This window comes from Neisseria sp. HMSC70E02 (assembly GCF_001838645.1).
Lineage (GTDB): Bacteria > Pseudomonadota > Gammaproteobacteria > Burkholderiales > Neisseriaceae > Neisseria > Neisseria macacae.
Genome location: NZ_KV838107.1, coordinates 1,537 through 24,457, shown reverse-complemented (window position 1 = coordinate 24,457; position 22,921 = coordinate 1,537). Strand labels below are relative to the sequence as shown.

Here is a 22,921-nt window from a genome sequence, read left to right as displayed (position 1 = left end):
TACTGTCCTATTTTGATTTTAATTGACTATAAATGCTCTATTTAAAATACTCTCGGTATATTGAAGTTATTCTTTCTGTTTTGTAATGATAGGTAAGTGAGTTTGCCATAGATAGAGTATTTCTTTTCAGTATCATATTATAAGAGATATTTTAAATAACATAAGTTACTAAAATTTTATGTTCAATACTATTTTCAAAATGAAAAACCTTTCTGATTTTTCCTAGCTTTTACTCAAAATCATAAAGGTTTTGGTCAATTGAAAATTTTTAGCGTATTTTTATGAGTTAAATTTCGTTAGCAGACTATTTTTGCAAAGGTCTCTATAACTGAAATTTAACTAAGAACTTCTTTGCCACCAGGTATTACACTTACCAAATTCTTTTTTGTATCCCATAATTTTATATGACTACTTCTCTCACGATTGCAATGAGTGTTGCTGAGGCATCGGGTGATCTGCTTGGTGCACATCTTATTAGTGCGATTAAAAAACGTTGTCCTGATGCAAGATTTATTGGTATCGGTGGCGAGCGGATGAAGGCGGAAGGATTTGAAAGTCTTTATGACCAAGAAAAATTGGCAGTACGAGGCTTTGTTGAGGTAGTTAAACGTTTGCCCGAAATCTTGAAAATCCGAAAAGGTCTGGTTAATGACCTTATTCGTATAAAACCGGATGTTTTTGTTGGGATTGATGCACCTGATTTTAATCTTTGGGTGGAAGAGAAACTGAAGAAAACGGGTATTCCAACGGTTCACTATGTCAGCCCTTCTGTTTGGGCGTGGAGGCGTGAACGGGTGAACAAAATTGTTCATCAAGTTAACCGGGTGTTGTGCCTTTTCCCAATGGAACCACAGCTCTATTTGGATGCCGGTGGTAAGGCTGAGTTTGTCGGTCATCCGATGGCACAAACCATGCCTGTAGATGTTGATCAATCTTCTGCGCGTCTCCAGTTGGGAGTTGCACCGTCTATCCCAGTATTTGCCTTGATGCCCGGCAGTCGTGTTAGCGAAATTGATTACATGGCTCCTGTATTTTTTCAAACCGCATTACTTCTGTTGAAGCGTTACCCACAGGCGCAGTTTCTGATGCCGGTTGCTACGCAGGCAACCCGCCGTCGTATATCAAAAATTCTTGCCTCTGCGCAATTTTCGGACCTTCCTATTACATTAGTCGATAAACAAGCAGATACTGTTTGTACTGCGGCAGATGTGGTTTTGGTGACCAGCGGGACGGCAACGCTGGAAGTGGCGTTGTGCAAACGTCCTATGGTGATCAGCTATAAGATATCTCCTCTGACTTATGCTTATGTGAAGCGTAAAGTTAAAGTGCCACATGTCGGTTTGCCCAATATTTTGCTGAACAAATGTGCTGTTCCAGAGCTTTTGCAACATGATGCGACGCCTGAAAAACTGGCAGAAGCCATGATTTATTGGTATGAACATCCGGAAGCAGTTGCCCGTTTGAAACAAGATTTTCATGAGCTGCATTTATTATTGAGAAAAGATACCGATACACTGGTTGCAAATGCTGTGTTGGAAGAAGCAGGTTTTTTCAACTCTTAGCTTGACCTGCGATTTGACAAGAGGAAAGAGCGGTAATCAAATCTGCAAAAAGTAATGAAGCAGGAAAATGGGTTGCAATCCAAACATCGCTTTGTCCCAGCCTATCCACTCTTTGGCAGGCAAAGATAGCGTTTGCACGGCCTTTGCTATATCATTCCCTTATCTGAAATCAAGGAAAACATCATGTACGAAGTCAACCGCAGCGTCTTCCTGCTCATCCCGCTCGATCCTTTTTGGAACTGGCTGCAAACCCTGCCCGGCAATCATCTTGACGGTTTGACGCTTGAAGATATTCAAGCTGATGCCAATTCTTACCTCGTCCGTCCGTGTGAAACCGCTGATGAAGTTTGGGATGAAATCGAAGCGCGGTTTGAAGACATTTTCGCTGCCGAACTTGCCGATTGGTGCGAAGATGAAAGCGAATGGCCTGATTTGAATGCGGATATTTTCAATGAATGGTTCGACATCCAGCTTTCTACCGTTATCACCGACCTCGAGCAAGAACCGCTCGCCCGTGAAGCCTTTCAACCCTTCAATCTGAATTGATGAATATCCGCGTCCGCAATTACCATCTTGACGGCTACGGTCATGTCAACAACGCGCGCTATCTCGAATTTCTCGAAGAAGCGCGCTGGGCGTTTTTTGAGGAACACGGTTTATTGTCCGAAATCGACGGCTTGATGCTGGTGGTTGTCCGCACCGACATCCGTTATCGCCGTGCCGCCGTCGATGGCGACATATTACGCTTTGAAGGTCGTCTGAAAGAGCTGACCTCACGCCATATTATCCTTACTCAAAACATCGTTTTGCCCAGCGGTAAAAATGCCGTCGAAGCCGAAAGTACTTTGATGGTTGTTAGCGCAGAAAGCGGGCGAAGCATCAGCATTCCCGAACCTCTCTTTACCCTTTTAAAACAATACGCCGAAGCATGAAAAAGCTCATTACCATTGCCGCAGTCGCCATTATCGGCGCGCTGCTTGCCATCGTCCTTATTCCGGATAATAAACCTACTCCCGCATTCTCTTTGTCCGACCTGCAAGGCAAACCAGTGTCCAATGCCGATTTGCAAGGCAAAGTCAGCTTCATCAATTTCTGGTTCCCCTCCTGCCCGGGCTGTGTCAGCGAAATGCCCAAAGTCATCAAAATGTCCAAAGACTATCAAGGAAAAGACTTCCAAGTCCTCGGCATTGCCCAACCGATAGACCCGTTGGAAAGCGTAAACCAATACGTCAAAGAATACGGCTTGCCTTTTACCGTCATGTTTGATGCCGATAAAGCCGCCGCCCAAGCGTTCGGTACGCAGGTTTACCCGACTTCTTTCCTGATCAATAAAAAAGGCGAAATCCTGAAAACCTTTGTCGGCGAGCCGGACTTCGCCGCGCTTTATCAGGAAATCGACAAAGAATTGGCGAAGTAATACTGGCTTGAGAGGTTCGTGACTGTTTTCAGACGACCTCTGTTATGAATATATTAAACAATCAGCGATATTGTCTGCTGTCGGACTGAGTGAAGGGTAATTTCGGTAAGTAGATTCTGAGCATCATTGAAAATGGCTTTGAAAAATAAACAATTTCTTTATTGTATTTTTGTCGGCGTTATTTTGAGCGTATTTCAGCTGACATTTGCACAAGGCGTTCCTCAAAAAGGCATGCTGTGGGTTTATTGGGGTAAAAGTTTAGATGGTAATGCTCGGAATCAAAGGATTTTATATTTTGACTTTATCCCTGAAGACACCAAAATATCGAATCAAAACCGAATCTCCCTTAATTTGAGCAAATCGCAGCAAGCTGCTGTTTTGAAAGAATTGGTGCTTCCACCGAATTTTTACGTCTATCAGGAAGATTCTGTCAAACAGCCGGCCCAAATTACTATGGGTAAAGTGGGTACGGAAGTCATTTGTGACGGTAAATATTATTCTGCCAAACTTATAAAATTTGAAAAAATCCCAAAAACAACGGCTAAACAAATCCCTGATTCGGGCTGTATTTACTCGTTGATTATGAATAATGATTTCATCGTTAAATCCACAGATAGCCATAAGGTTAACCTCAGGAGCCAACCGGATGCCCATGCCGACATAATCAAACGCTTGGACGACAACGCCATAGTAGAAAAATTGAAAACCGTTCGTAAGGATTGGTACCTCGTTCAATTAAAAGATACGACTACCCAAGGGTATGTTCATAAAAGTCAGTTGGAGCGGGTGGAATAAGCAACAGCTGTCGAGATATAGGCGTAATCAAAAAGGTCGTCTGAAAACTTTGATTCGGTTTTTCAGACGACCTTGCACTTAATAATCTTCTATTGCAAGGAATGTTCATGATACCCCAAACCGTCTTAGATTTCTGGTTTGCCGAAGAAAACCGTCCTTTTCTGTTTGCCCAAAACGATGAATTCGATGCCGAGATTCGCGCGCGATTTTTTGATGTCTGGCAGCAGACGGCCCGTGGCGAACTTGCACACTGGCGCGACACCCTGCAAGGCAGGCTCGCCGAAATCATCCTGCTCGACCAATTCTCGCGCAACCTGTTTCGCAACAGCTCCCAAGCATTTGCCCAAGATTTGGCCGCTCTCATCCTTGCCCAAGAAGCCGTCCGTCAGCCCAGTTTCGCCGACCTCCTATCGCACGAACGCCATTTCATGCTCATGCCGTTGATGCACAGCGAAAGCCAAGTTGTCCACGAACAAGCCGTTCCGCTGTTTGAACGTTATACCGACGGACACGCATTGGATTTTGAAATCAAACACAAAGTCATCATCGACCGCTTCGGACGCTATCCGCACCGCAATGCCGTATTGGGGCGTGAAAGCACGGAGGAAGAGGCGGAGTTTTTGAAACAGGAAGGTTCGTCATTTTAATTTGGGTTTTAAAATTTGAAGGTCGTCTGAAAACCTTGATTCGGTTTTTTCAGACGACCTTCTTTCATATTTCCGCTTCAATAATGCGGCGGAATTTCATCACGCAGGCTGTAAGGTTCGCGCTCTCCGTTTGCGCCTTTATCCTGCATTTTCTGATAAAGCAGCCTCAACTGCGCCTGCTGCAAATCCAGCGTCTGCTGCATTTTCGCCACCGTATCGTTCAGGCTGCCGATTAAGTCTTCCTGAAGCGCGGTTTGGATTTCCAGCTCGATGATGCGGTGTTCCAATTCGTCCATTTCACTCATTTACAGCACCATAGCGGCAATCCAGCCGGCAATCATCAGCGGGATATTGTAGTGGATAAAGGTTGGGATGACGGAGTCGCGGATGTGGTCGTGTTGTCCGTCGGCGTTCAAACCCATGGTCGGGCCGAGCGTCGAGTCGGACGCGGGCGAACCGGCGTCGCCCAATGCGCCCGCCGTACCGACGATGGCGACGGTTGCCAGCGGTGAGAAGCCAAGGCTGATACACAGCGGCACATAAATTGCGGTAATGATCGGCAAAGTAGAGAAAGAAGAGCCGATGCCCATGGTGACCAACAATCCGACAAACAACATGGCAAATGCCGCCATGCCTTTATTGCCGCCAAAAAGCTGCATACTATGTTCGACCAGCGGTTTGATTTCGCCTGTCGCGGTCATGACTGCCGCAAAACCTTGCGCCGCAATCATGATGAAACCGACCATCGCCATCATTTTGATGCCTTCGCCGAACACATCACTGGCGGCATTGCGGTTCATCACACCGAGCATCATGAAGACGGCAAAACCCAACATCGCGCCCAACACCAGCGAATCTTTATACATCAACTGAATCGCAAAACACACACCGATCGCGATTGCCGCCACTAGACTGCGGTAAGCCGAAGGCTGGGGCTGTTCGGATGCTTCGCGGTTGTCTTCCGTATCGACAGTATTGGTTTGATAAATGCGTGATTTGCGGTAGTGGACAAACGCCGCCAGCAGCCCCGCCACCATACCCAGCGCAGGAATCGCCATCGCGTGCATGACACTGATGTCTTTTACATCCATGCCCGCAGATTTGATGTTGCCCAAGAGGATGTCGTTCAAGAAAATCGTACCGAAGCCGTAAGGCAGGAACATATAAGTCGTCACCAAACCGAACGTAATCACACACGCCACCAGGCGGCGGTCGACTTTCAAACGGTTAAACACCAGCAAAAGCGGCGGAATAATCATTGGAATAAACGCGATATGGATAGGCACGACGTTTTGACTCATGATGCCCATCGCCAAAATAATCAGCAACAGCGTCCATTTCACCGAACTTTCGCCTTTTGCGGCATCCTGACTGTTGTTGAGTTTGCGGATAATGCCGCCCGCAAGCTGCTGCGGCAGCCCCGAATAGGTAATCGCCATCGCGAACGCACCGAGCATCGCATAAGACAAAGAAATCCGCGCGCCGCCCTTCAAGCCTTCGTTAAACACGGGAATAATCCCCGACTGCGTTACATTGCCCGCCGTATCCACGATGTTTTCCAGCGGCATTCCCGCCACCAGTCCGCCGACGAACGCACCGACAGTCAGGCTCAATACGACGTGTACCCGCGATAGCGACAACACGAGCATAACGATTACTGCAACCACTACGGCATTCATGCCTTTTCTCCGTTTCAGACGACCCTCAGACCATCTGTTCACATATTAAAAAGAAACATCATAACCTAACATGATTTAACGGGCTAGGGCAAGCCGATTATTCATGCAAATGAATAGGATGGAATGTGCAGACAGCCGATTCAGACGACCTCAAGCATAAAGCGGTCCAAGCGTTCCGGTTCAATCTCAAGAAAACCGTAAGACATGATGCAGCTTAGTCCGCCGCCTGTCAGGTCAGTACGGAAACTTGATTGCGCTTTTTATCTATTCGACTAGAACGAGAATAAATGCCGTATAATCAAGCCCCAAGTTTCCCCAGCCTTGAAGGTCGTCTGAAAACCATGCACTCAACTTACGCTACCGTACAGCGCGATTTGCTCGAAGCCAATCACCTTTCCCCTGAGCTGCTCGCCAAAAGCCTGAGCATCATCGGCGCGCATCACGTCGATTACGCCGACATTTATTGCCAGCGCACTGCTTTTGAAAGCTGGCATTTGGAAGAGGGCATCGTCAAATCGGGCAGTTTCCAAATCGATCAGGGGGTGGGCGTGCGCGCTGTTTCGGGCGAAAAAACTGCTTTTGCCTATGCGGACAGTTTGTGTATCGATTCGATCAACCGTTCCGCCCAAGCCGTCCGCGTCATCGGCGCGGCAGGCGGCGAAGCTTCTGTCAAAGTCCCGTCCGCCGCATACGGCAAATCCATCCATGCGGTGCTGAATCCCATTATCGGTCTCGATTCCGCTGCCAAAGTTGCCTTATTGAACAAAGTGGAAACGCTTGCCAAAGCAGCCGATCCGCGCATTGTGCAAGTGATGGCGGGGCTGACTTGCGAATACGACATGATTTACATTGCCCGCCTCGACGGCAGGCACGCCGCCGACATCCGTCCGATGGTGCGCCTGAACGTTACCGTCATCGCCAAACAGGGCGACCGGAGAGAGCAGGGCAGCGCGGGCGGCGGTGGTCGCTACGACTTAGCTTATTTTGATGAAACTTTGGTGCGGCAGTTTGTCGATGCCGCCGTCAAACAAGCCTTGATTAATCTCGAATCCCGCCCCGCACCCGCAGGCGAAATGACCGTTGTCTTGGGCAACGGCTGGCCGGGCGTGTTGCTACATGAAGCCGTCGGACACGGTTTGGAAGGCGATTTCAACCGCAAAGAAACCAGTGTCTTTTCAGGTAGAATCGGCGAGCGCGTTGCCGCCAAAGGCGTTACCGTCGTTGATCAGGGCGACATTGCCGACAGGCGCGGTTCGCTCAATATCGACGATGAAGGCAACGAAACACGCCGCACCGTATTGATTGAAGACGGCATCTTGGTCGGCTATATGCAGGACGAAACCAACGCCCGCCTGATGGGTACGCAATCCACCGGCAACGGCCGCCGCGAAAGCTACGCCTCCGCTCCTATGCCGCGCATGACCAATACCTTCATGGAAAACGGCGGCTACGAACCCGACGAAATCATCGCGTCCATCGACAAAGGCATTTACGCCGTCAACTTCGGCGGTGGACAAGTGGACATCACCAGCGGCAAATTTGTCTTCAGCGCATCCGAAGCGTGGTGGGTCGAAGGCGGCAAACTGCAATATCCTGTCAAAGGCGCGACCATCATCGGCAACGGACCTGAAGTGTTGAAACATGTTTCCATGATAGGCAACGATACTGCGTTGGACAGCGGTGTCGGCGTGTGCGGCAAAGATGGACAGAGCGTTCCTGTCGGCGTCGGACAACCGACCTTGCGGATTGATTCGGGACTGACCGTCGGCGGTAGTGAGATTTAAGGCAAGTAAAAATAAAACGTCGTCTGAAAACCGTATTTGGGGTTTTCAGACGACGTTTTGTATTAGATGGTCGGCTTATTGATTGGAAACTGTTGAAGCTTTGTCATGTTCGAGTTCAAAGAGAATCATGTTTTAAGGCATTAAAGTACAAGTTTATCTGATCGAACGTTCTACACGATTTCTGGCTTATCCATCTGCTGAGACACAAAAAACAAGCCGCCGAAAAAATCGGCGGCTTGTTGAATATCATCACGATTGAAAGCCCTGTGCATGATTTCATCGATGCCCGGTATTCAATGCGCTTTACTCTTGGACAAAAGTAACGCCGTGAAGATGGGAATTAAGGATGGCGGTCCGTAAGGCAGTCAATGCTTTGGGGCGGACGAAGTTCCGACGGTATGCCAAAACGACGCGGCGGTGCGGGACGGAGCCTGAAAACGGGATGATGCTGAACAGCAAATGGTCGTTTTCGGTCAGTGCGGTAGCGGGCATGACGCTGATGGCGAGACCGCTGGCAACCATGTGGCGGATGGTGTTGATGGAGCTGCCTTGCAGGGTGTTGGTCAGACCTTGGATTTTCTGCTTGGCGGCCAGCTCGGAGCAGCTTGATAAGACCTGATCGCGCATACAGTTGCCTTCAGTCAGCAACAAGACCTGCTCTTCGCTCAACATCTGCGGGGTGACGGCATCGAGTTCTTCGAAATGGTGTCCTTTGGGGACGATGACGAAGAAAGGCTCGTCATACAGCGGCTCGGTGACGATGCCAGGCTCTTGGAAGGGTTCTGCGACTACGATGGCATCGACGTCGCCGCGCTTGAGCGATTCGGTCAGGATGTGCGTGTAGTTCTCTTCAAGCATCAGGGGCATTTTCGGCGCGGTTTCGCGCAGGGAAATGATGAGCTTGGGCAGAAGGTAGGGGGCGACGGTAAAAATCAGACCGAGTTTGAATGCGCCTTCCAATTCGTTTTGCTCTTCGCTGGCAAGGTGCTTGATCAGCTCGGCTTCTTCCAACACGCGGCGGGCTTGGGCAACGATGCGCTCGCCCGCTTCGGTGGTGATGATGTCGTTGCTGCTGCGGTCAAACAGGGATACCGACAGCTCTTCCTCCAGCTTTTTGATGGCGATGGAAAGGGTGGGCTGGCTGACAAAGCAGCGGCGCGCGGCACGTCCGAAATGACGTTCCTGCGCGACGGCTACGATGTAACGCAATTCGGTCAAGGTCATGTGTTAAGCCTTTTTCTGTTCCGTTTTTTGTTCAGGCAGGGTGATGTTCAATTCGAGAACGTCCATACCGTCCTGCTTTTCTTGGGAAATGCGGATGTCGTCCAGGGAAACGTTGACGTATTTGGACAATACTTCCAGCAATTCTTTGCGCAGGGTCGGCAGGTAATCGGGCGCTTGACCTTCTTGCGCGCGCTCTTGGGCAATGATGATTTGCAGGCGGTCGCGTGCAACGGCGGCGGTTTTCGGTTTTCTGCCGAACAACATATCCATTAATGACATGACTTAGCCTCCGAACAGCCGTTTGAAGAAGCCTTTTTTCTCGGCTTCGAGGAAACGCATTTCACGGTTTTCACCCAAGAGGCGCGCGATAACGTCTTTGTAGGCTTCTGCGGCAGTTGCGCTGTCTTGGTGGATGACGGGTTCGCCGGCATTGGACGCTTGCAGGACGTTTTGCGATTCGGGAATGACGCCGATGAGCGGGATGCGCAAGATGTCGCAAATATCTTGTACGGACAGCATTTCGCCTTTGTTGACGCGCTCGGGCGAGTAGCGGGTAATCAGCAGGTGTTCTTTGACCGTGCCGCCTTGTTCGGCTTTGCGGGATTTGCTTTGCAGGATGCCCAAGATGCGGTCGGAGTCGCGGACACTGGATACTTCGGGGTTGGTGGTGACGATGGCTTCGTCGGCGAAGTAAAGCGCCATCAATGCGCCTTGTTCGATACCGGCGGGGGAGTCGCAGATGATGTATTCGAATCCCATTTTGTCACTGCTCAATTCCTGCATGACTTTCTCAACGCCTTCACGGGTCAGCGCGTCTTTGTCGCGGGTTTGCGATGCGGGCAGGATGAAGAGGTTTTCGCAGTTTTTGTCTTTAATCAGAGCTTGGGTGAGCGTGGCTTCGCCTTGGATAACGTTAACCAGGTCGTAAACGACGCGTCGTTCGCAACCCATAATCAGGTCGAGGTTGCGCAAGCCGACGTCAAAGTCGATGACGGCTGTTTTGTGGCCGCGCAGAGCCAGTCCGGTTGCGATACTGGCGCTGGTCGTGGTTTTGCCTACGCCGCCTTTGCCTGAAGTTACTACGATGATTTTTGTCACGATGTTTCCTTTATCAAATGCTTGGAATGGTTAATCTGTGTCGATTGCGCTGATAACCAGGCGGTTGTCTTGCAATGAAACCTGTACGGCTTTTTTGTGCAGGTGGTCGGGCAGGTCTTGTTCGAAATTGCGGTAGATGCCCGCTACGGAGACCAGTTCCGCCTGCATGGAGTGGATGAAGATGCGCGCGTTGGTGTTGCCTTTCGCGCCTGCCAGAGCCCTGCCGCGCATGGGCGCATAAATATGAATGTTTCCGTCGGCAATGAGTTCCGCACCTTGGCTGACGATGCCGGTCACGATAAGGTCGCCGTTTTCCGCGTAAACCTGTTGTCCGGTGCGGACGGGTGTGCTGATGAGGACGGTCGGGTTGCTGATGACCGTTGCCTGAACGGGTGCAGGCTCTTGGTTGATTTTGGGCTGTTGCGGCTCGGATTTGTCGCTACGGCTGAAAACCAAATGGTAACGTGCTGCGAAGGATGCCCAATATTCGCTTTCGTGGCGCAGCCCCAGAATCTGCATGCCGTAACGGGCGAAAAGGGAAATCATGGAACCGATGTCCAATGACTCGGGATGGTCAAAATCCTGCACATCCAAAACGAAGGGGACGACATCCAATTCTTGGTATTGACCGGCGCGTTGGCGCAAAAATTCTTCCAGTTCGGTCAAGTCTGCGGTATGCAGGTGAATAGCCAGCACGTCAAGCCGGGCTGACTTTATGTCGAAGGCGGGTTTCATAATAGTGAGTAAATCATAAAATTTTTTAATTGTATAAGTTTACCGTGTAAATCTTGGCTATTCAATCCGTTTGGGCCGTCTGAAGTGAAATTTCCTGTATCTATCGGGTTGAAATTACGACTGGGACGCGATTGCAAGCCGATTGCAAGGTTTTGTCATGAAATGACGTTATCTTTAAAGTTGTTTGAAGTGGCGTAAAAGCGACAACAGGTCGTCTGAAATCCGGAGCAGGCTCCGAATCTGAACGATCCGTCAACGGGAGGAACGGATTTTTTTATATAAGGACGGTCGGTCATTGAGGGAATATAGTGGATTCACTTTAAACCGGTACGGCGTTACCTCGCCTTAGCTCAAAGAAAACGATTCTCTAAGGTGCTGAAGCACCAAGTGAATCGGTGCCGTACTATCTGTACTGTCTGCGGCTTCGTCGCCTTGTCCTGATTTAAAATTAATCCACTATAAATGGTGGGATTTGGAGGTTTTTCAGGGTTGGGTGAGGCGATTTGAGCCGCTAAGGTCGTCTGAAAATGCGGCCACCGGTTTCAGACGACCTTTTATAGTGGATTAAAATAAAAATGAGACAAGGCGGCAACGCCCGCCGTGTACGGGTAGTACATAAGGGCGTTGGCAACGCCGTATCATTGCAATTTTAATCCACTATACTTTTCCGCTTTCTTTGCACATTCTTTGTCTAACTTGACATTTCCTTGCCGCCGCAACACCATAAAGGCAGATTCGGCAGCCGGTTCGAGCCTGCCGTCGTGTTTTTTATCAACCGAAAGGCTATCCACGATGACACAATCCACCCACGATCCTTACGCGGATTACCGCGAGCTGACGCTTCGGGGCATGATACTCGGTGCGCTGATTACCGTGATCTTTACCGCATCGAACGTTTACCTCGGCTTGAAGGTCGGTCTGACCTTTGCTTCGTCGATTCCGGCGGCGGTGATTTCGATGGCGGTTTTGAAGTTTTGCAAAGGCAGCAATATTTTGGAAAACAATATGGTGCAGACGCAGGCTTCGGCGGCGGGTACGCTTTCGACCATCATCTTCGTCCTGCCCGGTTTGCTGATGGCGGGCTACTGGAGCGGTTTCCCGTTTTGGCAGACGACGCTTTTATGTATTGCCGGCGGGATTTTGGGGGTGATTTTCACCATTCCGCTGCGTTATGCGATGGTGGTGAAAAGCGAGTTGCCTTATCCCGAAGGCGTGGCGGCGGCGGAGATTTTGAAAGTCGGCAGCCACGAGGAAGAGGAAGGCCGTCAGGGCGGCAGCGGCATTAAAGAGCTGGCGGCAGGCGGCGCGTTGGCGGGCTTTATGAGCTTTTGTTCCAACGGTTTGCGCGTGATTGCCGACAGCGCGAGTTATTGGTTTAAAAGCGGCACGGCGATTTTCCAACTGCCGATGGGCTTTTCGTTGGCATTGTTGGGCGCGGGCTATCTGGTCGGACTGACGGGCGGTATCGCCATCCTGTTGGGCATTTCGATTGCTTGGGGTATTGCCGTGCCGTATTTTTCATCGCACATTCCGCAGCCTGCCGATATGGAAATGGCGGCGTTTGCGATGAAGCTGTGGAAGGAAAAAGTACGCTTTATCGGCGCGGGTACCATCGGTATTGCGGCGGTTTGGACGCTTTTGATGCTGCTCAAGCCGATGCTGGAAGGCCTGAAAATGTCGTTCAAGAGTTTCGGAGGCGGAGCACCCGCTGCGGAACGCGCCGAACAGGATTTGTCGCCTAAAGCCATGATTTTTTGGGTATTGTCCATGATGCTGATTTTGGGCGTATCGTTTTATCACTTTATCGGCGATTCGCACATTACGGGCGGCATGGCTTGGCTTTTGGTGGTCGTTTGTACGCTTTTGGCTTCCGTCATCGGCTTTTTGGTCGCCGCTGCCTGCGGTTATATGGCAGGTTTGGTCGGCTCGTCTTCCAGCCCGATTTCCGGCGTGGGCATCGTTTCCATCGTTATCATTTCGCTGGTGTTGTTGGTCGTGGGCGAATCCGGCGGCTTGATGGCGGATGAGGCCAACCGCAAATTCTTGCTGGCTCTGACCTTGTTCTGCGGCTCGGCAGTGATTTGTGTGGCTTCGATCTCCAACGACAACCTGCAAGACTTGAAAACCGGCTACCTGCTCAAAGCAACGCCTTGGAGACAACAGATTGCGTTGATTATCGGCTGTATCGTCGGCGCATTCGTCATCTCGCCCGTGTTGGAACTGCTCTACGAAGCTTATGGCTTTACCGGCGCAATGCCGCGCGAAGGCATGGACGCGGCGCAGGCTTTGGCGGCTCCGCAAGCGACTTTGATGACGACCATCGCGTCGGGTATTTTCGCCCACAACCTTGAATGGGCGTACATCTTCACCGGTATCGCGATCGGCGCGGTGTTAATCGTCGTCGATTTGGTGTTGAAAAAATCGTCCGGCGGCAAACGCGCACTGCCTGTCCTCGCAGTCGGCATGGGCATCTACCTGCCGCCGTCCGTCACTATGCCCATCGTGATCGGTGCAGTGTTGGCGGCGGTGTTGAAACACATCATCGGCAAGAAAGCGGAAAACCGTGAAGGTCGTCTGAAAAACGCCGAGCGTATCGGAACCTTGTTCTCCGCCGGTTTGATTGTCGGCGAAAGCCTGGTCGGCGTAGTGATGGCATTCATCATCGCCTTCTCCGTGACCAACGGTGGCTCCGACGCCCCGCTCGCGCTGGGTCTAGAAAACTGGGAAACCACCGCATCATGGCTGGGACTGGCGTTCTTCATCACAGGCATGGTGTTCTTCGCCCAACGCGTGTTGAAAGCAGGACGCGTCAAGTAAGTTGGGTTTGAAAATAAAGAGGTCGTCTGAAAACTTGGGATTCAGGTTTTCAGACGACCTTGTTTTTATCTGTAACTTGCTCCCTCTCCCGTCTGGTGGGAGAGGGTTGGGGAGAGGGTGGCTCTATGGAGCAAACTAATTTGATTTTACCCAAAGCCATAGAACCATCCCCATCCCAACCATCCCCCGCCGGACGGGGGAAGGAGCAGATTGCCGTTACAGCAATCCGTAGCGTGGGCTTTGCCCGCGATATGAATGCCAAAATGAAAGCACATTCGGCTATTGTCTGATTTTGATTATTTAAATGATGGATTTCGTGGGCGAAGCCCACGCTACTTGAGTTATCCAAAATCTGTATTGATTGAATACACGGGTCGTCTGAAAACGGGTATGAACGGGTTTGTTTCTTTAAAACCCGAATCTTAAAGTTTCAGACGACCTCGTTTTTATCTACAACCTACCCTCTCTCCCGTCTGGCGGGAGAGGGCTGGGGAGAGGGTGGCTCTATGGAGCAAACTAATTTGATTTTACCCAAAGCCATAGAACCACCCCCATCCTAACCTTCACCCGCCGGACGGGGGAAGGGACAGGTTGCCGTTGCAGCAATCCGTAGCCCACGAAATCTGCCATTTAACCATCTAAATTGGGCGGTATCCGTACATTCATATCGTGGGCAAAGCCCACGCTACGGGTTCGGTCTGCTCCAAGTATGTATCGATTCAATAAAAAGGTCGTCTGAAAACCCAAACTTCAAGTTTTCAGACGACCTTTTGTACCATGACAAGATAGTCGGCTTATGCTGCTGAATTTTGATGAATCAGGCAGCCCATGTACAGATTGCCGTCTTTCTGCCAGCCGAACAATTGGTTTTGCTGGTCGCTGTTTTCAGCCATCAAGCCCAAAGTCAGCCAGTGGCTTTCTCGCGGAAGCTGACCTGTATAGGGTTCGGGCGTGTGTATCAGGGGCAGGTCGAAATTATCGTTCCAGCTGACGCCTGCTTGGCGAAGTTTGCCGACGTATTGTTGCGTATCTTTAGGTGGTGCGGTAAACCAGGCGGCATGGACGGTGCGGTTTTTCAAAGCGTAATCGGCGTAGTGTCTGAAAGATTTGTTTTGCGCTGTTTCGTCGGACAAGGAGATGGCAATCGGACGCTGCAAAACCGCTTTGACGGGCAATTTGTTCTGTTTGGCGGCATAAGGCGAGGCAAACACCAGCCAAGTTGCGTTTTCTGTAAACTCGGCATCTGAAGCGTCTTCGTTCAGCCATGCCGAAAAAATCACATGGATGCCTTCAAATTGACGGTTTTCCACCCAATCGCCCATCAAACTTTCGCCATCGGACAAAGGCTTGATAGTCGCGCGGACACCCGCCATTTCGGCAATTTCTTCAAATCTCTGCTGCCAGTTCAAATACGCTTCTTCGTCCGGCGCATCGATGTGTAGGGTCACAGGCTGCCGATACTCCGCCAATTCGCTCAATTTTTGGTAAAAATGTTCGGCAACGTAAGGATAGCCGCTGCGCCACAGGTCTTCGTCTTCATCACGCGGAAACAGAAAAAGATCGGCATTTCGTCCACCTGAGGCTTGGGTAATGACGTCCGGCAGCGACAAGGGGTCGGGCAGGATGGTGTGTGAATCAACCAATACGATACTTCTTTGCGCCCAATCCGTCCATTTTTTGCGGATATTCGCTTTTTCGGTTTCCCAAGCATCTGCCGCCGCGCTGCGGTTCATCGACAAGATAAAGCGGTACAGCAAAGCCGCGCCCCAAACGCCAACCGGTATCAACAGATAAAACGGGCTGATTTTCAGCCACAACACAACAATCAACGCCGCAATGAAAAGCAAAGCCAATACCGTCAGCCATACCCAAGGGGTATTCCACTTGCTGTTTTTGCGGGCGACGATGGTATCGGGGATATCAGGAATAGACCAGTACATAATCTTCAGATATTGATTTGAAATAAATGGAATGAGTATAACAGCAAAAAAGCCAAATGTTTTTCCAAACTTGATTTCAGGTATCTTTTTCCCGCCAAACGGATTGACCGAAAACCCCTGCCCGATGTTTTTCAGACGACCTTTTGAGCCGGATAGAAAAAAACACCGACATCGCGTAAAATATGCGCAAATTTTGTGATTCAATCAGGTCGTCTGAAACAGATTGCGCCTGATTTATTTTTCCGGGAAACACCATGAGCGAACAAAACAATCCGCAAACCGAGCCGCAGTTGGACGAAAACCAAATCATCGCCCTGCGCCGCGAAAAACTGCACAACATCCGCCAACAGCGCATTGCCTATCCCAACGACTTCAAGCGCGACAGCTTTGCCGCCGATTTGCACGCCCAATACGGCGAAATCGGCAAAGAAGAACTCGACCCGCAAGCCGTTCCTGTCAAAATTGCCGGCCGCATGATGCTGAAGCGTCAAATGGGCAAGGCGAGCTTTGCCACCATTCAAGACGTTACCGGTCAAATCCAGCTTTATCTGAACAACAAAGGCGTGAGTCAGGAAGTTTTAGACGATTTCAACCACTGGGACTTGGGCGACATCGTCGGCGCGGAAGGCACTTTGTTCAAAACCAACCACGGCGAATTGACCGTGCGCGTGTCCGACATCCGCCTGCTGTCCAAATCCCTGCGCCCGCTACCCGACAAACATAAAGGCTTGAGCGATCAGGAAACCAAATACCGCCAACGCTACGTCGATTTGATTGCCAACGAAGAATCGCGCAATACCTTCATCAAACGCAGCCAAATCATCCAATCCGTGCGCAATTTCATGGTGAACGAGCATTATCTCGAAGTCGAAACCCCGATGATGCACCCGATTCCCGGCGGCGCGACGGCGAAACCGTTCGTGACCCACCACAATGCCTTGGACATCCCGCTCTACCTGCGCATCGCCCCCGAGCTGTATCTGAAACGCTTGGTGGTAGGCGGTTTGGAGCGCGTGTTTGAAATCAACCGCAGCTTCCGCAACGAAGGTATGTCGGTGCGCCACAACCCCGAATTCACCATGATTGAATTCTACGAAGCCTTCTCCGACTACGAACGCATGATGCAGATGGCGGAAGACATCATCCGCAACGCATCGCGCACGGTAAACGGCACGGCGAAAATCAGCTACAACGGCAAAGAAGTCGATTTGGAAAGCCCGTTCGAACGCCTGACCATTCTCGAAGCCATCAAAAAATACAATCCGCACTACACCGACGAGCAGTTGAACGATGCGGAGTGGCTGAAAAAAGAAATCGTCAAACACGGCGAAAGCCTGCCGCCGTCCCCCGGCATCGGCAGTCTGCAGCTTGCCCTGTTTGAAGGTTGCGCCGAGGGCAAACTGTGGAACCCGACCTTCATCGTCGATTACCCGGTCGAAGTTTCCCCGTTGGCACGCGCTTCGGATACGAAACAAGGTCTGACCGAGCGTTTCGAATTGTTCGTTGTCGGCCGCGAGCTGGCAAACGGCTATTCCGAGTTGAACGACCCCGAAGACCAAGCCGAACGCTTCAAAGCGCAAGTGGCGCAAAAAGACGCGGGCGACGACGAAGCTATGCACTACGATGCCGACTACATCCGAGCGATGGAATTCGGCCTGCCGCCGACAGGCGGTTGCGGCATCGGCATCGACCGCTTGGTGATGCTGCTGACCGATTCGCAAACCATCCGCGACGTGATTTTGTTCCCTCAAATGCGTCCCGAATAAGGTAGGGAAATAATAGAGAAAAGGTCGTCTGAAAACCGGAAAATTGGTTTTCAGACGACCTTTTTGTTGAAGCTAAACCTAATTCAGATTCAGCCCCTATTTTTCAAGCATCCATGTACCTCCTATACGCTGTATACGCCTAGGGAGTTGTGGCTTTTTAGGTTGCCCCGTTGGCAGCTTTACTGCCTGGTTCTCAGGGTAGGTTTATTCTGGTTTTTCAGACGATGTATCAGCTGGATTATCTGTACTGTTGGTGGGCTGTGTTACGTCGTTAGTCTGATTTCCGAGTTGTTTTTTGTTGCCCTGTACTACCTGAACAGCCTGAGTGGAAATATTTTTCACGGCTTTTGCGCTGTTTCCGATAATTTCTTGCAGTACAGCGCTATCGTCGCGCGCAAAACTTTGTACTTGTGCATCAAATTTTTCATCATCGCTGTCAAAGTACTCCACCGTGTCAAACGACAGTTTTTGAGCTACTAACACCGCAGGAAATGAATTACGGTAGCTGTTGAACCGCTTCACCCGGTTATTATAATTTTCTCGGCGCGCCAAAATGTCATTTTCCAATGCTTCCAGCTGTCCCATCAGTTTTTGATAGGTGGCATCTGCTTTCAGCTGGGGGAAATTTTGTGCCATTGCAGCCAGTTGTTGGGTGTTTTGCGACTGAGCCACGCGCAATTGAGTGACCTGTTCGTGTTCTAAATAACCTGAAGCGATTTCAATAATTTGCCCGCTTAGTTGTTGACGTTTTTTTAATCCCGCCTGCAGATTGGAAAATCCTTCACGGATATTCTGCATACTGCTTTGTAGCTTGTTATACACTTTCACCAGCCACAAAACGATAACTATCAAAATCACTAATAACCAAAACATTCCATTTTCCTTTTGCTGTGTATTGTCAAATTTCAGGCTGCCTGAAACTGTTTTCTCTAGTTTTCAGGCAGCCTGTATTTCCATTACTTCAACGCCTTCAGCCGTCCATGCAACTCCTGCACGCTGTATACGCCCAAGTGGTCGCGGCTTTTTGCGCCTTCGCTCATGGCTTCGCCACCGGCGATGGTGGTGTATTGCGGCACGCGTTGGGTGAGGGAGGTGCGGCGGATGCTGTGGCTGTCGGCGATGGATTGTGCCGAGCTGCTGACGGTGTTGACCACCAGCGCGATTTCGCCGTTTTTAATCGCGTCCACGATGTGCGGGCGGCCTTCCTGCACTTTGTTCACCGCTTGCACGATGATGCCGTGCTCTTTCAGGTATTCGGCAGTGCCGCGTGTGGCGCAGACGCCGTAGCCGAGGGCTTGAAAGTTTTGCGCGGTTTTGACGATGAGCGGTTTGTCTTCGTCGCGCACGGCGAGGAAGATTTTGCCGGTTGGGTTCAGGCGTTCGCCTGCACCGAGTTGGGCTTTGTAGTAGGCTTCGCCGAAGCTTGCGCCCACGCCCATCACTTCGCCGGTGGAGCGCATTTCGGGGCCGAGGATGGTGTCCACGCCGGGGAATTTGATGAAGGGGAACACGGCTTCTTTAACGGCATAGAAATCGGGGACGACTTCTTTTTCCACGCCTTGCTCTTGCAGGGAAATGCCTGCCATGCAGCGTGCGCCGACTTTGGCGAGCGGCACGCCGGTGGCTTTGGAGACGAAAGGCACGGTGCGGCTGGCGCGCGGGTTCACTTCCAACACGAACACCACGCCGTCCTGCACGGCAAACTGTACGTTCATCAGGCCGACCACGCCCAGCGCGTAGGCCATGGCTTTGGTTTGGCGGCGGATTTCGTCTTGGATTTCTTCGCTGAGCGAGTAGGGCGGCAGCGAGCAGCCAGAGTCGCCAGAGTGGATGCCTGCCTGTTCGACGTGCTGCATGATGCCGCCGATAACGACGTCTTTGCCGTCTGAAACGCAGTCCACATCGACTTCAATCGCGTTGTTCAGGAAGAAGTCGAGCAACACGGGGCTGTCTTCGGATACCTGCACGGCTTCGCGCATGTATTTTTGCAGCTCTTCGGCGGAGTGGACGACCTGCATGGCGCGGCCGCCGAGGACGTAAGACGGGCGCACGACCAGCGGATAACCGATTTCTTCGGCTTTGACGAGCGCTTCTTCTTCGTTGTGGGCGATGCGGTTGGGCGGTTGGCGCAGGCCTAAGTCGTTCAACACTTTTTGGAAGCGTTCGCGGTCTTCGGCGGCATCGATGCTGTCGGCGGACGTGCCGATGATGTTCACGCCATTTTCAACCAATGCGTTGGCGAGTTTGAGCGGGGTTTGACCGCCGTAATGCACAATCACGCCCCACGGGTTTTCGGTGCGGACGATTTCCAACACGTCTTCCAGTGTCAGCGGCTCGAAATAGAGGCGGTCGCTGGTGTCGAAGTCGGTGGACACGGTTTCGGGGTTGCAGTTGACCATGATGGTTTCAAAGCCCGATTCGCGCAGGGCGAGCGCGGCGTGAACGCAGCAATAGTCAAACTCGATGCCTTGACCGATGCGGTTCGGGCCGCCGCCGAGAATCATCACTTTTTTACGGTCGGAAGGACGCGCTTCGCATTCTTCTTCGTAAGTAGAGTAGAGGTAGGCGGTTTCGGTGGCGAACTCGGCGGCGCAGGTATCGACGCGTTTATACACGGGATGCAGCTTCAGCGCGTAGCGGTGTTCGCGCACTGCTTTTTCTTTAACGCCTAAAAGCTGCGCGATGCGTTTGTCGGAGAAGCCTTTGCGTTTCAGACGACGTAAGGCGGCGAAATCCAAATCTTGCAGGCAGCCTGCACTTACCTGCCGCTCTTCTTTCACCAAGTCTTCGATTTGCGCCAAGAACCAAGGGTCGATGGCACAGATTTCGTGAATTTCTTCCAGCGTGAAGCCCGCACGGAACGCATCTGCCACAAACAGCATACGTTCGGGGCCGGGGTTCGCCAGTTCGCGGCGGATTTCCGCTTTGTCGGAGCTTCTCGGATTGAAGCCGCACAAGCCTGTTTCCAAGCCGCGCAGGGCTTTTTGGAAACTTTCCTGAATGGTGCGGCCCATCGCCATCACTTCGCCCACCGATTTCATCTGCGTGGTCAGGCGGTCGTCTGCGGCAGGGAATTTTTCAAACGCAAAACGCGGGATTTTGGTGACGACATAGTCGATGGAAGGCTCGAACGACGCGGGCGTGCGGCCGCCGGTGATGTCGTTGCGCAACTCGTCCAGCGTAAAGCCGACCGCCAGCTTCGCCGCCACTTTCGCAATCGGGAAGCCCGTCGCTTTGGAAGCCAGCGCAGACGAACGGCTCACGCGCGGATTCATCTCAATCACAATCATTTCGCCGTTTTCAGGGTTCACCGCAAACTGCACGTTCGAGCCACCAGTATCCACGCCGATTTCGCGCAATACTGCCAACGAAGCATTACGCATGATTTGGTATTCTTTGTCGGTCAATGTTTGTGCAGGCGCAACAGTGATGGAGTCGCCCGTATGAACACCCATAGGGTCGAAGTTTTCAATCGAGCAGATAATGATGCAGTTGTCGTTTTTATCGCGTACAACTTCCATCTCGTACTCTTTCCAGCCGAGGACGGACTGCTCAATCAGCAGCTCATGCGTGGGCGACGCGTCAAAACCGCGTTCACAAATCGCCAAAAACTCGTCTTTATTGTAGGCAATGCCGCCACCCGAACCGCCCATCGTGAAAGACGGACGAATCAGCGTCGGAAAGCCGACCTGTTCCTGCGCCGCCAAGGCTTCGTTCATCGTGTGGCAGACAAAAGATTTCGGGCAGGAGAGGCCGATTTTCTCCATCGCCTCCTTAAAGCGGCCGCGGTCTTCCGCCTTGTCGATCGCGTCTTCCGTCGCGCCGATTAATTCAACATTGTATTTCGCCAACACGCCGTTGCGCGCCAAATCCAGCGCACAGTTCAGCGCGGTCTGGCCGCCCATCGTGGGCAGAATCGCATCGGGCCGCTCCTTGGCGATAATCTTCTCCACCGTCTGCCACATAATCGGCTCGATGTAGGTAACATCCGCCATTTCAGGGTCGGTCATAATCGTGGCGGGGTTGGAATTCACCAGAATGACTTTATAGCCTTCTTCACGCAAAGCCTTACAGGCCTGTGCGCCCGAATAGTCAAATTCGCAGGCCTGACCGATAACGATAGGGCCGGCGCCGATGATAAGGATGGATTTTAGGTCGGTACGTTTGGGCATGGTGTTTACTTTCAATAAAAATTTATATTTTAAAAGCTAGGTCCACTTGGTTTAGGAGTGTACGTTGGTTCACTTGGTTGTGCGTTTGGCTCAGGAACATCCAAAGCCTGCTGCAATATCGGGGATGTGCTAATTAATTCGTCCAACGAAAGAACTGTACCATCTGTTGTGGCTACTAATATATTAGTAAAAGGAGAGCTAGAACCTCCATATAAATCTTTTCCTTCTTTTAAAGAACAGAAAAATTGAATATATCCAAAAAAATCATCTGGATTTAACGCATATTTCTCAAAGTAGCTGAAATCATATTCAAAAGAATTTGCTAAGTTGCATTGTGTTTTATTTTCAATGAAATCAGCATAGAAATCAAAACACAAACCAAACCCAAGGTCATTGTTATGCCTGTCTATAAATTCAGCACCATATACAACAAAATGGCATATATTATTTTTGTTGCCTCTAATGCTCTGTTTTGCTTCATTGGGATTGATAAACTTATTTAGTTCCTGCTTAACACATTTAGTATCTTTTACTCTTTTGAATTCAATTAGAAAAAACTGATTATTTTTATCCGAAAATAGTGTATCTCCCGCTTGCTCTTGGTTACCATTTAATGGGGTAGCATTGAATTGTAATTTTGACCATGCAATGAATGCATATTCAACAGTTTTTTCCCACCAAATCATAATTTAAGCTCCTTCCAATTAATCTGATATATCAGCAAGCAAGCGTAGGTTGGGTCATGACCCAACAAAACTTATCAAATTATCTGTTAAACGTTGGGTTTGCCAACCCAACTTACCAAATGCCGTCTGAAATCTGACGGTTTGTTTTTACTGCCAGCAAGCGTAGGTTGGGTTGAAAACCCAACACAAACTGCTTAATCATCTAAAAACGTTGGGTTTGGCAACCCAATCTACCTTTGGGGTGTCTGAAATTGATTCTTCATTTTCCCTGCAATCTCAACCCACCGCGTGCGTGCCTTGCGGCACACACCCTACCGATGGTTTCAATGGTCGTCTGAAAAAACGCTCGCGGCGTTTGTTCCATCTGCCTTGCGATAAAGGCTACCTGAAAAATTCCTGCCGTTGATATTTCGGGCATTCTTTTTCAGACGACCTGTAATACTTGAATCTGCTGCAACCTGCCCCCTCCCCCGTGGGGGAGGGCTGGGGAGAGGGCATTCCCCGAATGGCGGCAACCTTTCCCAACACCCTAACCGCCCCAATACAAACCTTGTGGTTTGTTGCCCTCTCTCTAACTCTCTCCCACGGGAGAGAGGACG

The 22,921-nt window shown here is 50.7% G+C and carries 21 protein-coding genes and 1 pseudogene; 11 read left to right on the top strand and 11 right to left on the bottom strand.

Annotation, left to right across the window (positions count from 1 at the left end):
* Nucleotides 1-404: 404 nt before the first annotated feature.
* From lpxB to HMPREF3277_RS09115, 6 genes are all read left to right on the top strand, one after another.
* On the top strand, nucleotides 405-1,562 hold the full coding sequence (lpxB, locus tag HMPREF3277_RS09140; protein WP_003762230.1) for a lipid-A-disaccharide synthase: 1,158 nt from the start codon (nucleotides 405-407) through the stop codon (nucleotides 1,560-1,562).
* Nucleotides 1,563-1,745: 183 nt separating this feature from the next.
* Nucleotides 1,746-2,108 (top strand): hypothetical protein, encoded by a 363-nt coding sequence (locus HMPREF3277_RS09135; protein ID WP_003765647.1) that lies wholly within the window; start codon nucleotides 1,746-1,748, stop codon nucleotides 2,106-2,108.
* Nucleotides 2,108-2,494 carry an acyl-CoA thioesterase gene (locus tag HMPREF3277_RS09130; RefSeq protein WP_003762224.1) on the top strand — a complete coding sequence of 129 codons (387 nt, stop codon included), beginning with the start codon at nucleotides 2,108-2,110 and terminating at the stop codon, nucleotides 2,492-2,494. Before HMPREF3277_RS09135 ends, HMPREF3277_RS09130 begins: the two co-directional genes overlap by 1 nt.
* The gene (locus tag HMPREF3277_RS09125; protein ID WP_003775865.1) at nucleotides 2,491-2,979 is read left to right on the top strand and encodes a TlpA family protein disulfide reductase; all 489 of its coding nucleotides are present in this window, start codon (nucleotides 2,491-2,493) and stop codon (nucleotides 2,977-2,979) included. The genes HMPREF3277_RS09130 and HMPREF3277_RS09125 overlap by 4 nt, the downstream gene beginning before the upstream one ends.
* 132 nt (nucleotides 2,980-3,111) lie before the next feature.
* Nucleotides 3,112-3,774 carry an SH3 domain-containing protein gene (locus HMPREF3277_RS09120; RefSeq protein WP_070870925.1) on the top strand — a complete coding sequence of 221 codons (663 nt, stop codon included), beginning with the start codon at nucleotides 3,112-3,114 and terminating at the stop codon, nucleotides 3,772-3,774.
* Between the two features lie 107 nt (nucleotides 3,775-3,881).
* Nucleotides 3,882-4,421, top strand: coding sequence for a DUF924 family protein (locus tag HMPREF3277_RS09115; protein ID WP_070870924.1), 540 nt, complete (start codon nucleotides 3,882-3,884; stop codon nucleotides 4,419-4,421).
* A 77-nt stretch (nucleotides 4,422-4,498) separates the two neighbouring features.
* On the opposite strand, the gene HMPREF3277_RS09110 is transcribed toward HMPREF3277_RS09115, so the two are convergent.
* Entirely contained in the window at nucleotides 4,499-4,726 is a 228-nt protein-coding gene (locus HMPREF3277_RS09110) for a SlyX family protein (RefSeq protein ID WP_070495389.1), read from the bottom strand.
* Nucleotides 4,727-6,100, bottom strand: a complete 1,374-nt coding sequence (locus tag HMPREF3277_RS09105; RefSeq protein WP_003775871.1) for a Na+/H+ antiporter family protein — start codon at nucleotides 6,098-6,100, stop codon at nucleotides 4,727-4,729.
* A 287-nt stretch (nucleotides 6,101-6,387) separates the two neighbouring features.
* Here HMPREF3277_RS09105 and tldD point away from each other — a divergent pair, with 287 nt between their 5' ends.
* On the top strand, nucleotides 6,388-7,884 hold the full coding sequence (tldD, locus tag HMPREF3277_RS09100) for a metalloprotease TldD (protein WP_210401168.1): 1,497 nt from the start codon (nucleotides 6,388-6,390) through the stop codon (nucleotides 7,882-7,884).
* A gap of 303 nt (nucleotides 7,885-8,187) precedes the next feature.
* Here tldD and HMPREF3277_RS09095 read toward each other — a convergent pair whose 3' ends face one another.
* The 5 genes and pseudogenes from HMPREF3277_RS09095 to HMPREF3277_RS15630 all read right to left on the bottom strand — a co-directional run.
* A complete protein-coding gene (locus tag HMPREF3277_RS09095; protein ID WP_003762207.1) occupies nucleotides 8,188-9,108 on the bottom strand; it encodes a hydrogen peroxide-inducible genes activator in 921 nt (306 codons plus the stop codon).
* 3 nt (nucleotides 9,109-9,111) lie between these two features.
* A complete protein-coding gene (minE, locus tag HMPREF3277_RS09090) occupies nucleotides 9,112-9,387 on the bottom strand; it encodes a cell division topological specificity factor MinE (RefSeq protein ID WP_003765670.1) in 276 nt (91 codons plus the stop codon).
* Nucleotides 9,388-9,390: 3 nt separating this feature from the next.
* On the bottom strand, nucleotides 9,391-10,206 hold the full coding sequence (minD, locus tag HMPREF3277_RS09085) for a septum site-determining protein MinD (RefSeq protein WP_003762203.1): 816 nt from the start codon (nucleotides 10,204-10,206) through the stop codon (nucleotides 9,391-9,393).
* A gap of 30 nt (nucleotides 10,207-10,236) precedes the next feature.
* Nucleotides 10,237-10,941 (bottom strand): septum site-determining protein MinC, encoded by a 705-nt coding sequence (gene minC, locus HMPREF3277_RS09080; protein ID WP_003762201.1) that lies wholly within the window; start codon nucleotides 10,939-10,941, stop codon nucleotides 10,237-10,239.
* Nucleotides 10,942-11,196: 255 nt separating this feature from the next.
* A pseudogene (locus HMPREF3277_RS15630) lies at nucleotides 11,197-11,414 on the bottom strand (hypothetical protein); the annotation flags it as partial.
* A gap of 319 nt (nucleotides 11,415-11,733) precedes the next feature.
* On the opposite strand from HMPREF3277_RS15630, the gene HMPREF3277_RS09075 reads away from it, so the two are divergent.
* The gene (locus HMPREF3277_RS09075) at nucleotides 11,734-13,758 is read left to right on the top strand and encodes an OPT family oligopeptide transporter (protein ID WP_049223520.1); all 2,025 of its coding nucleotides are present in this window, start codon (nucleotides 11,734-11,736) and stop codon (nucleotides 13,756-13,758) included.
* Between the two features lie 125 nt (nucleotides 13,759-13,883).
* Nucleotides 13,884-14,048: a hypothetical protein gene (locus tag HMPREF3277_RS14940; RefSeq protein ID WP_168168258.1), complete on the top strand. Its 165-nt coding sequence runs from the start codon at nucleotides 13,884-13,886 to the stop codon at nucleotides 14,046-14,048.
* 504 nt (nucleotides 14,049-14,552) lie between these two features.
* Here HMPREF3277_RS14940 and HMPREF3277_RS09070 read toward each other — a convergent pair.
* Nucleotides 14,553-15,698 carry a hypothetical protein gene (locus HMPREF3277_RS09070; RefSeq protein WP_070870922.1) on the bottom strand — a complete coding sequence of 382 codons (1,146 nt, stop codon included), beginning with the start codon at nucleotides 15,696-15,698 and terminating at the stop codon, nucleotides 14,553-14,555.
* 254 nt (nucleotides 15,699-15,952) lie between these two features.
* Between HMPREF3277_RS09070 and lysS the strand changes: the two genes are divergently transcribed.
* Nucleotides 15,953-17,464, top strand: coding sequence for a lysine--tRNA ligase (gene lysS, locus HMPREF3277_RS09065; RefSeq protein ID WP_070870920.1), 1,512 nt, complete (start codon nucleotides 15,953-15,955; stop codon nucleotides 17,462-17,464).
* A gap of 204 nt (nucleotides 17,465-17,668) precedes the next feature.
* Here lysS and HMPREF3277_RS09060 read toward each other — a convergent pair whose 3' ends face one another.
* The 3 genes from HMPREF3277_RS09060 to HMPREF3277_RS09050 all read right to left on the bottom strand — a co-directional run bounded on the left by HMPREF3277_RS09060 (nucleotide 17,669) and on the right by HMPREF3277_RS09050 (nucleotide 22,322).
* The gene (locus tag HMPREF3277_RS09060) at nucleotides 17,669-18,337 is read right to left on the bottom strand and encodes a LemA family protein (RefSeq protein WP_003762255.1); all 669 of its coding nucleotides are present in this window, start codon (nucleotides 18,335-18,337) and stop codon (nucleotides 17,669-17,671) included.
* Nucleotides 18,338-18,420: 83 nt separating this feature from the next.
* Nucleotides 18,421-21,636 (bottom strand): carbamoyl-phosphate synthase large subunit, encoded by a 3,216-nt coding sequence (gene carB / locus HMPREF3277_RS09055; protein WP_070870918.1) that lies wholly within the window; start codon nucleotides 21,634-21,636, stop codon nucleotides 18,421-18,423.
* A gap of 29 nt (nucleotides 21,637-21,665) precedes the next feature.
* Nucleotides 21,666-22,322 (bottom strand): hypothetical protein, encoded by a 657-nt coding sequence (locus HMPREF3277_RS09050; protein ID WP_070870917.1) that lies wholly within the window; start codon nucleotides 22,320-22,322, stop codon nucleotides 21,666-21,668.
* A 172-nt stretch (nucleotides 22,323-22,494) separates the two neighbouring features.
* Between HMPREF3277_RS09050 and HMPREF3277_RS14935 the strand changes: the two genes are divergently transcribed.
* Nucleotides 22,495-22,728 carry a hypothetical protein gene (locus HMPREF3277_RS14935; protein ID WP_168168257.1) on the top strand — a complete coding sequence of 78 codons (234 nt, stop codon included), beginning with the start codon at nucleotides 22,495-22,497 and terminating at the stop codon, nucleotides 22,726-22,728.
* The last annotated feature ends 193 nt before the right edge of the window (nucleotides 22,729-22,921 follow it).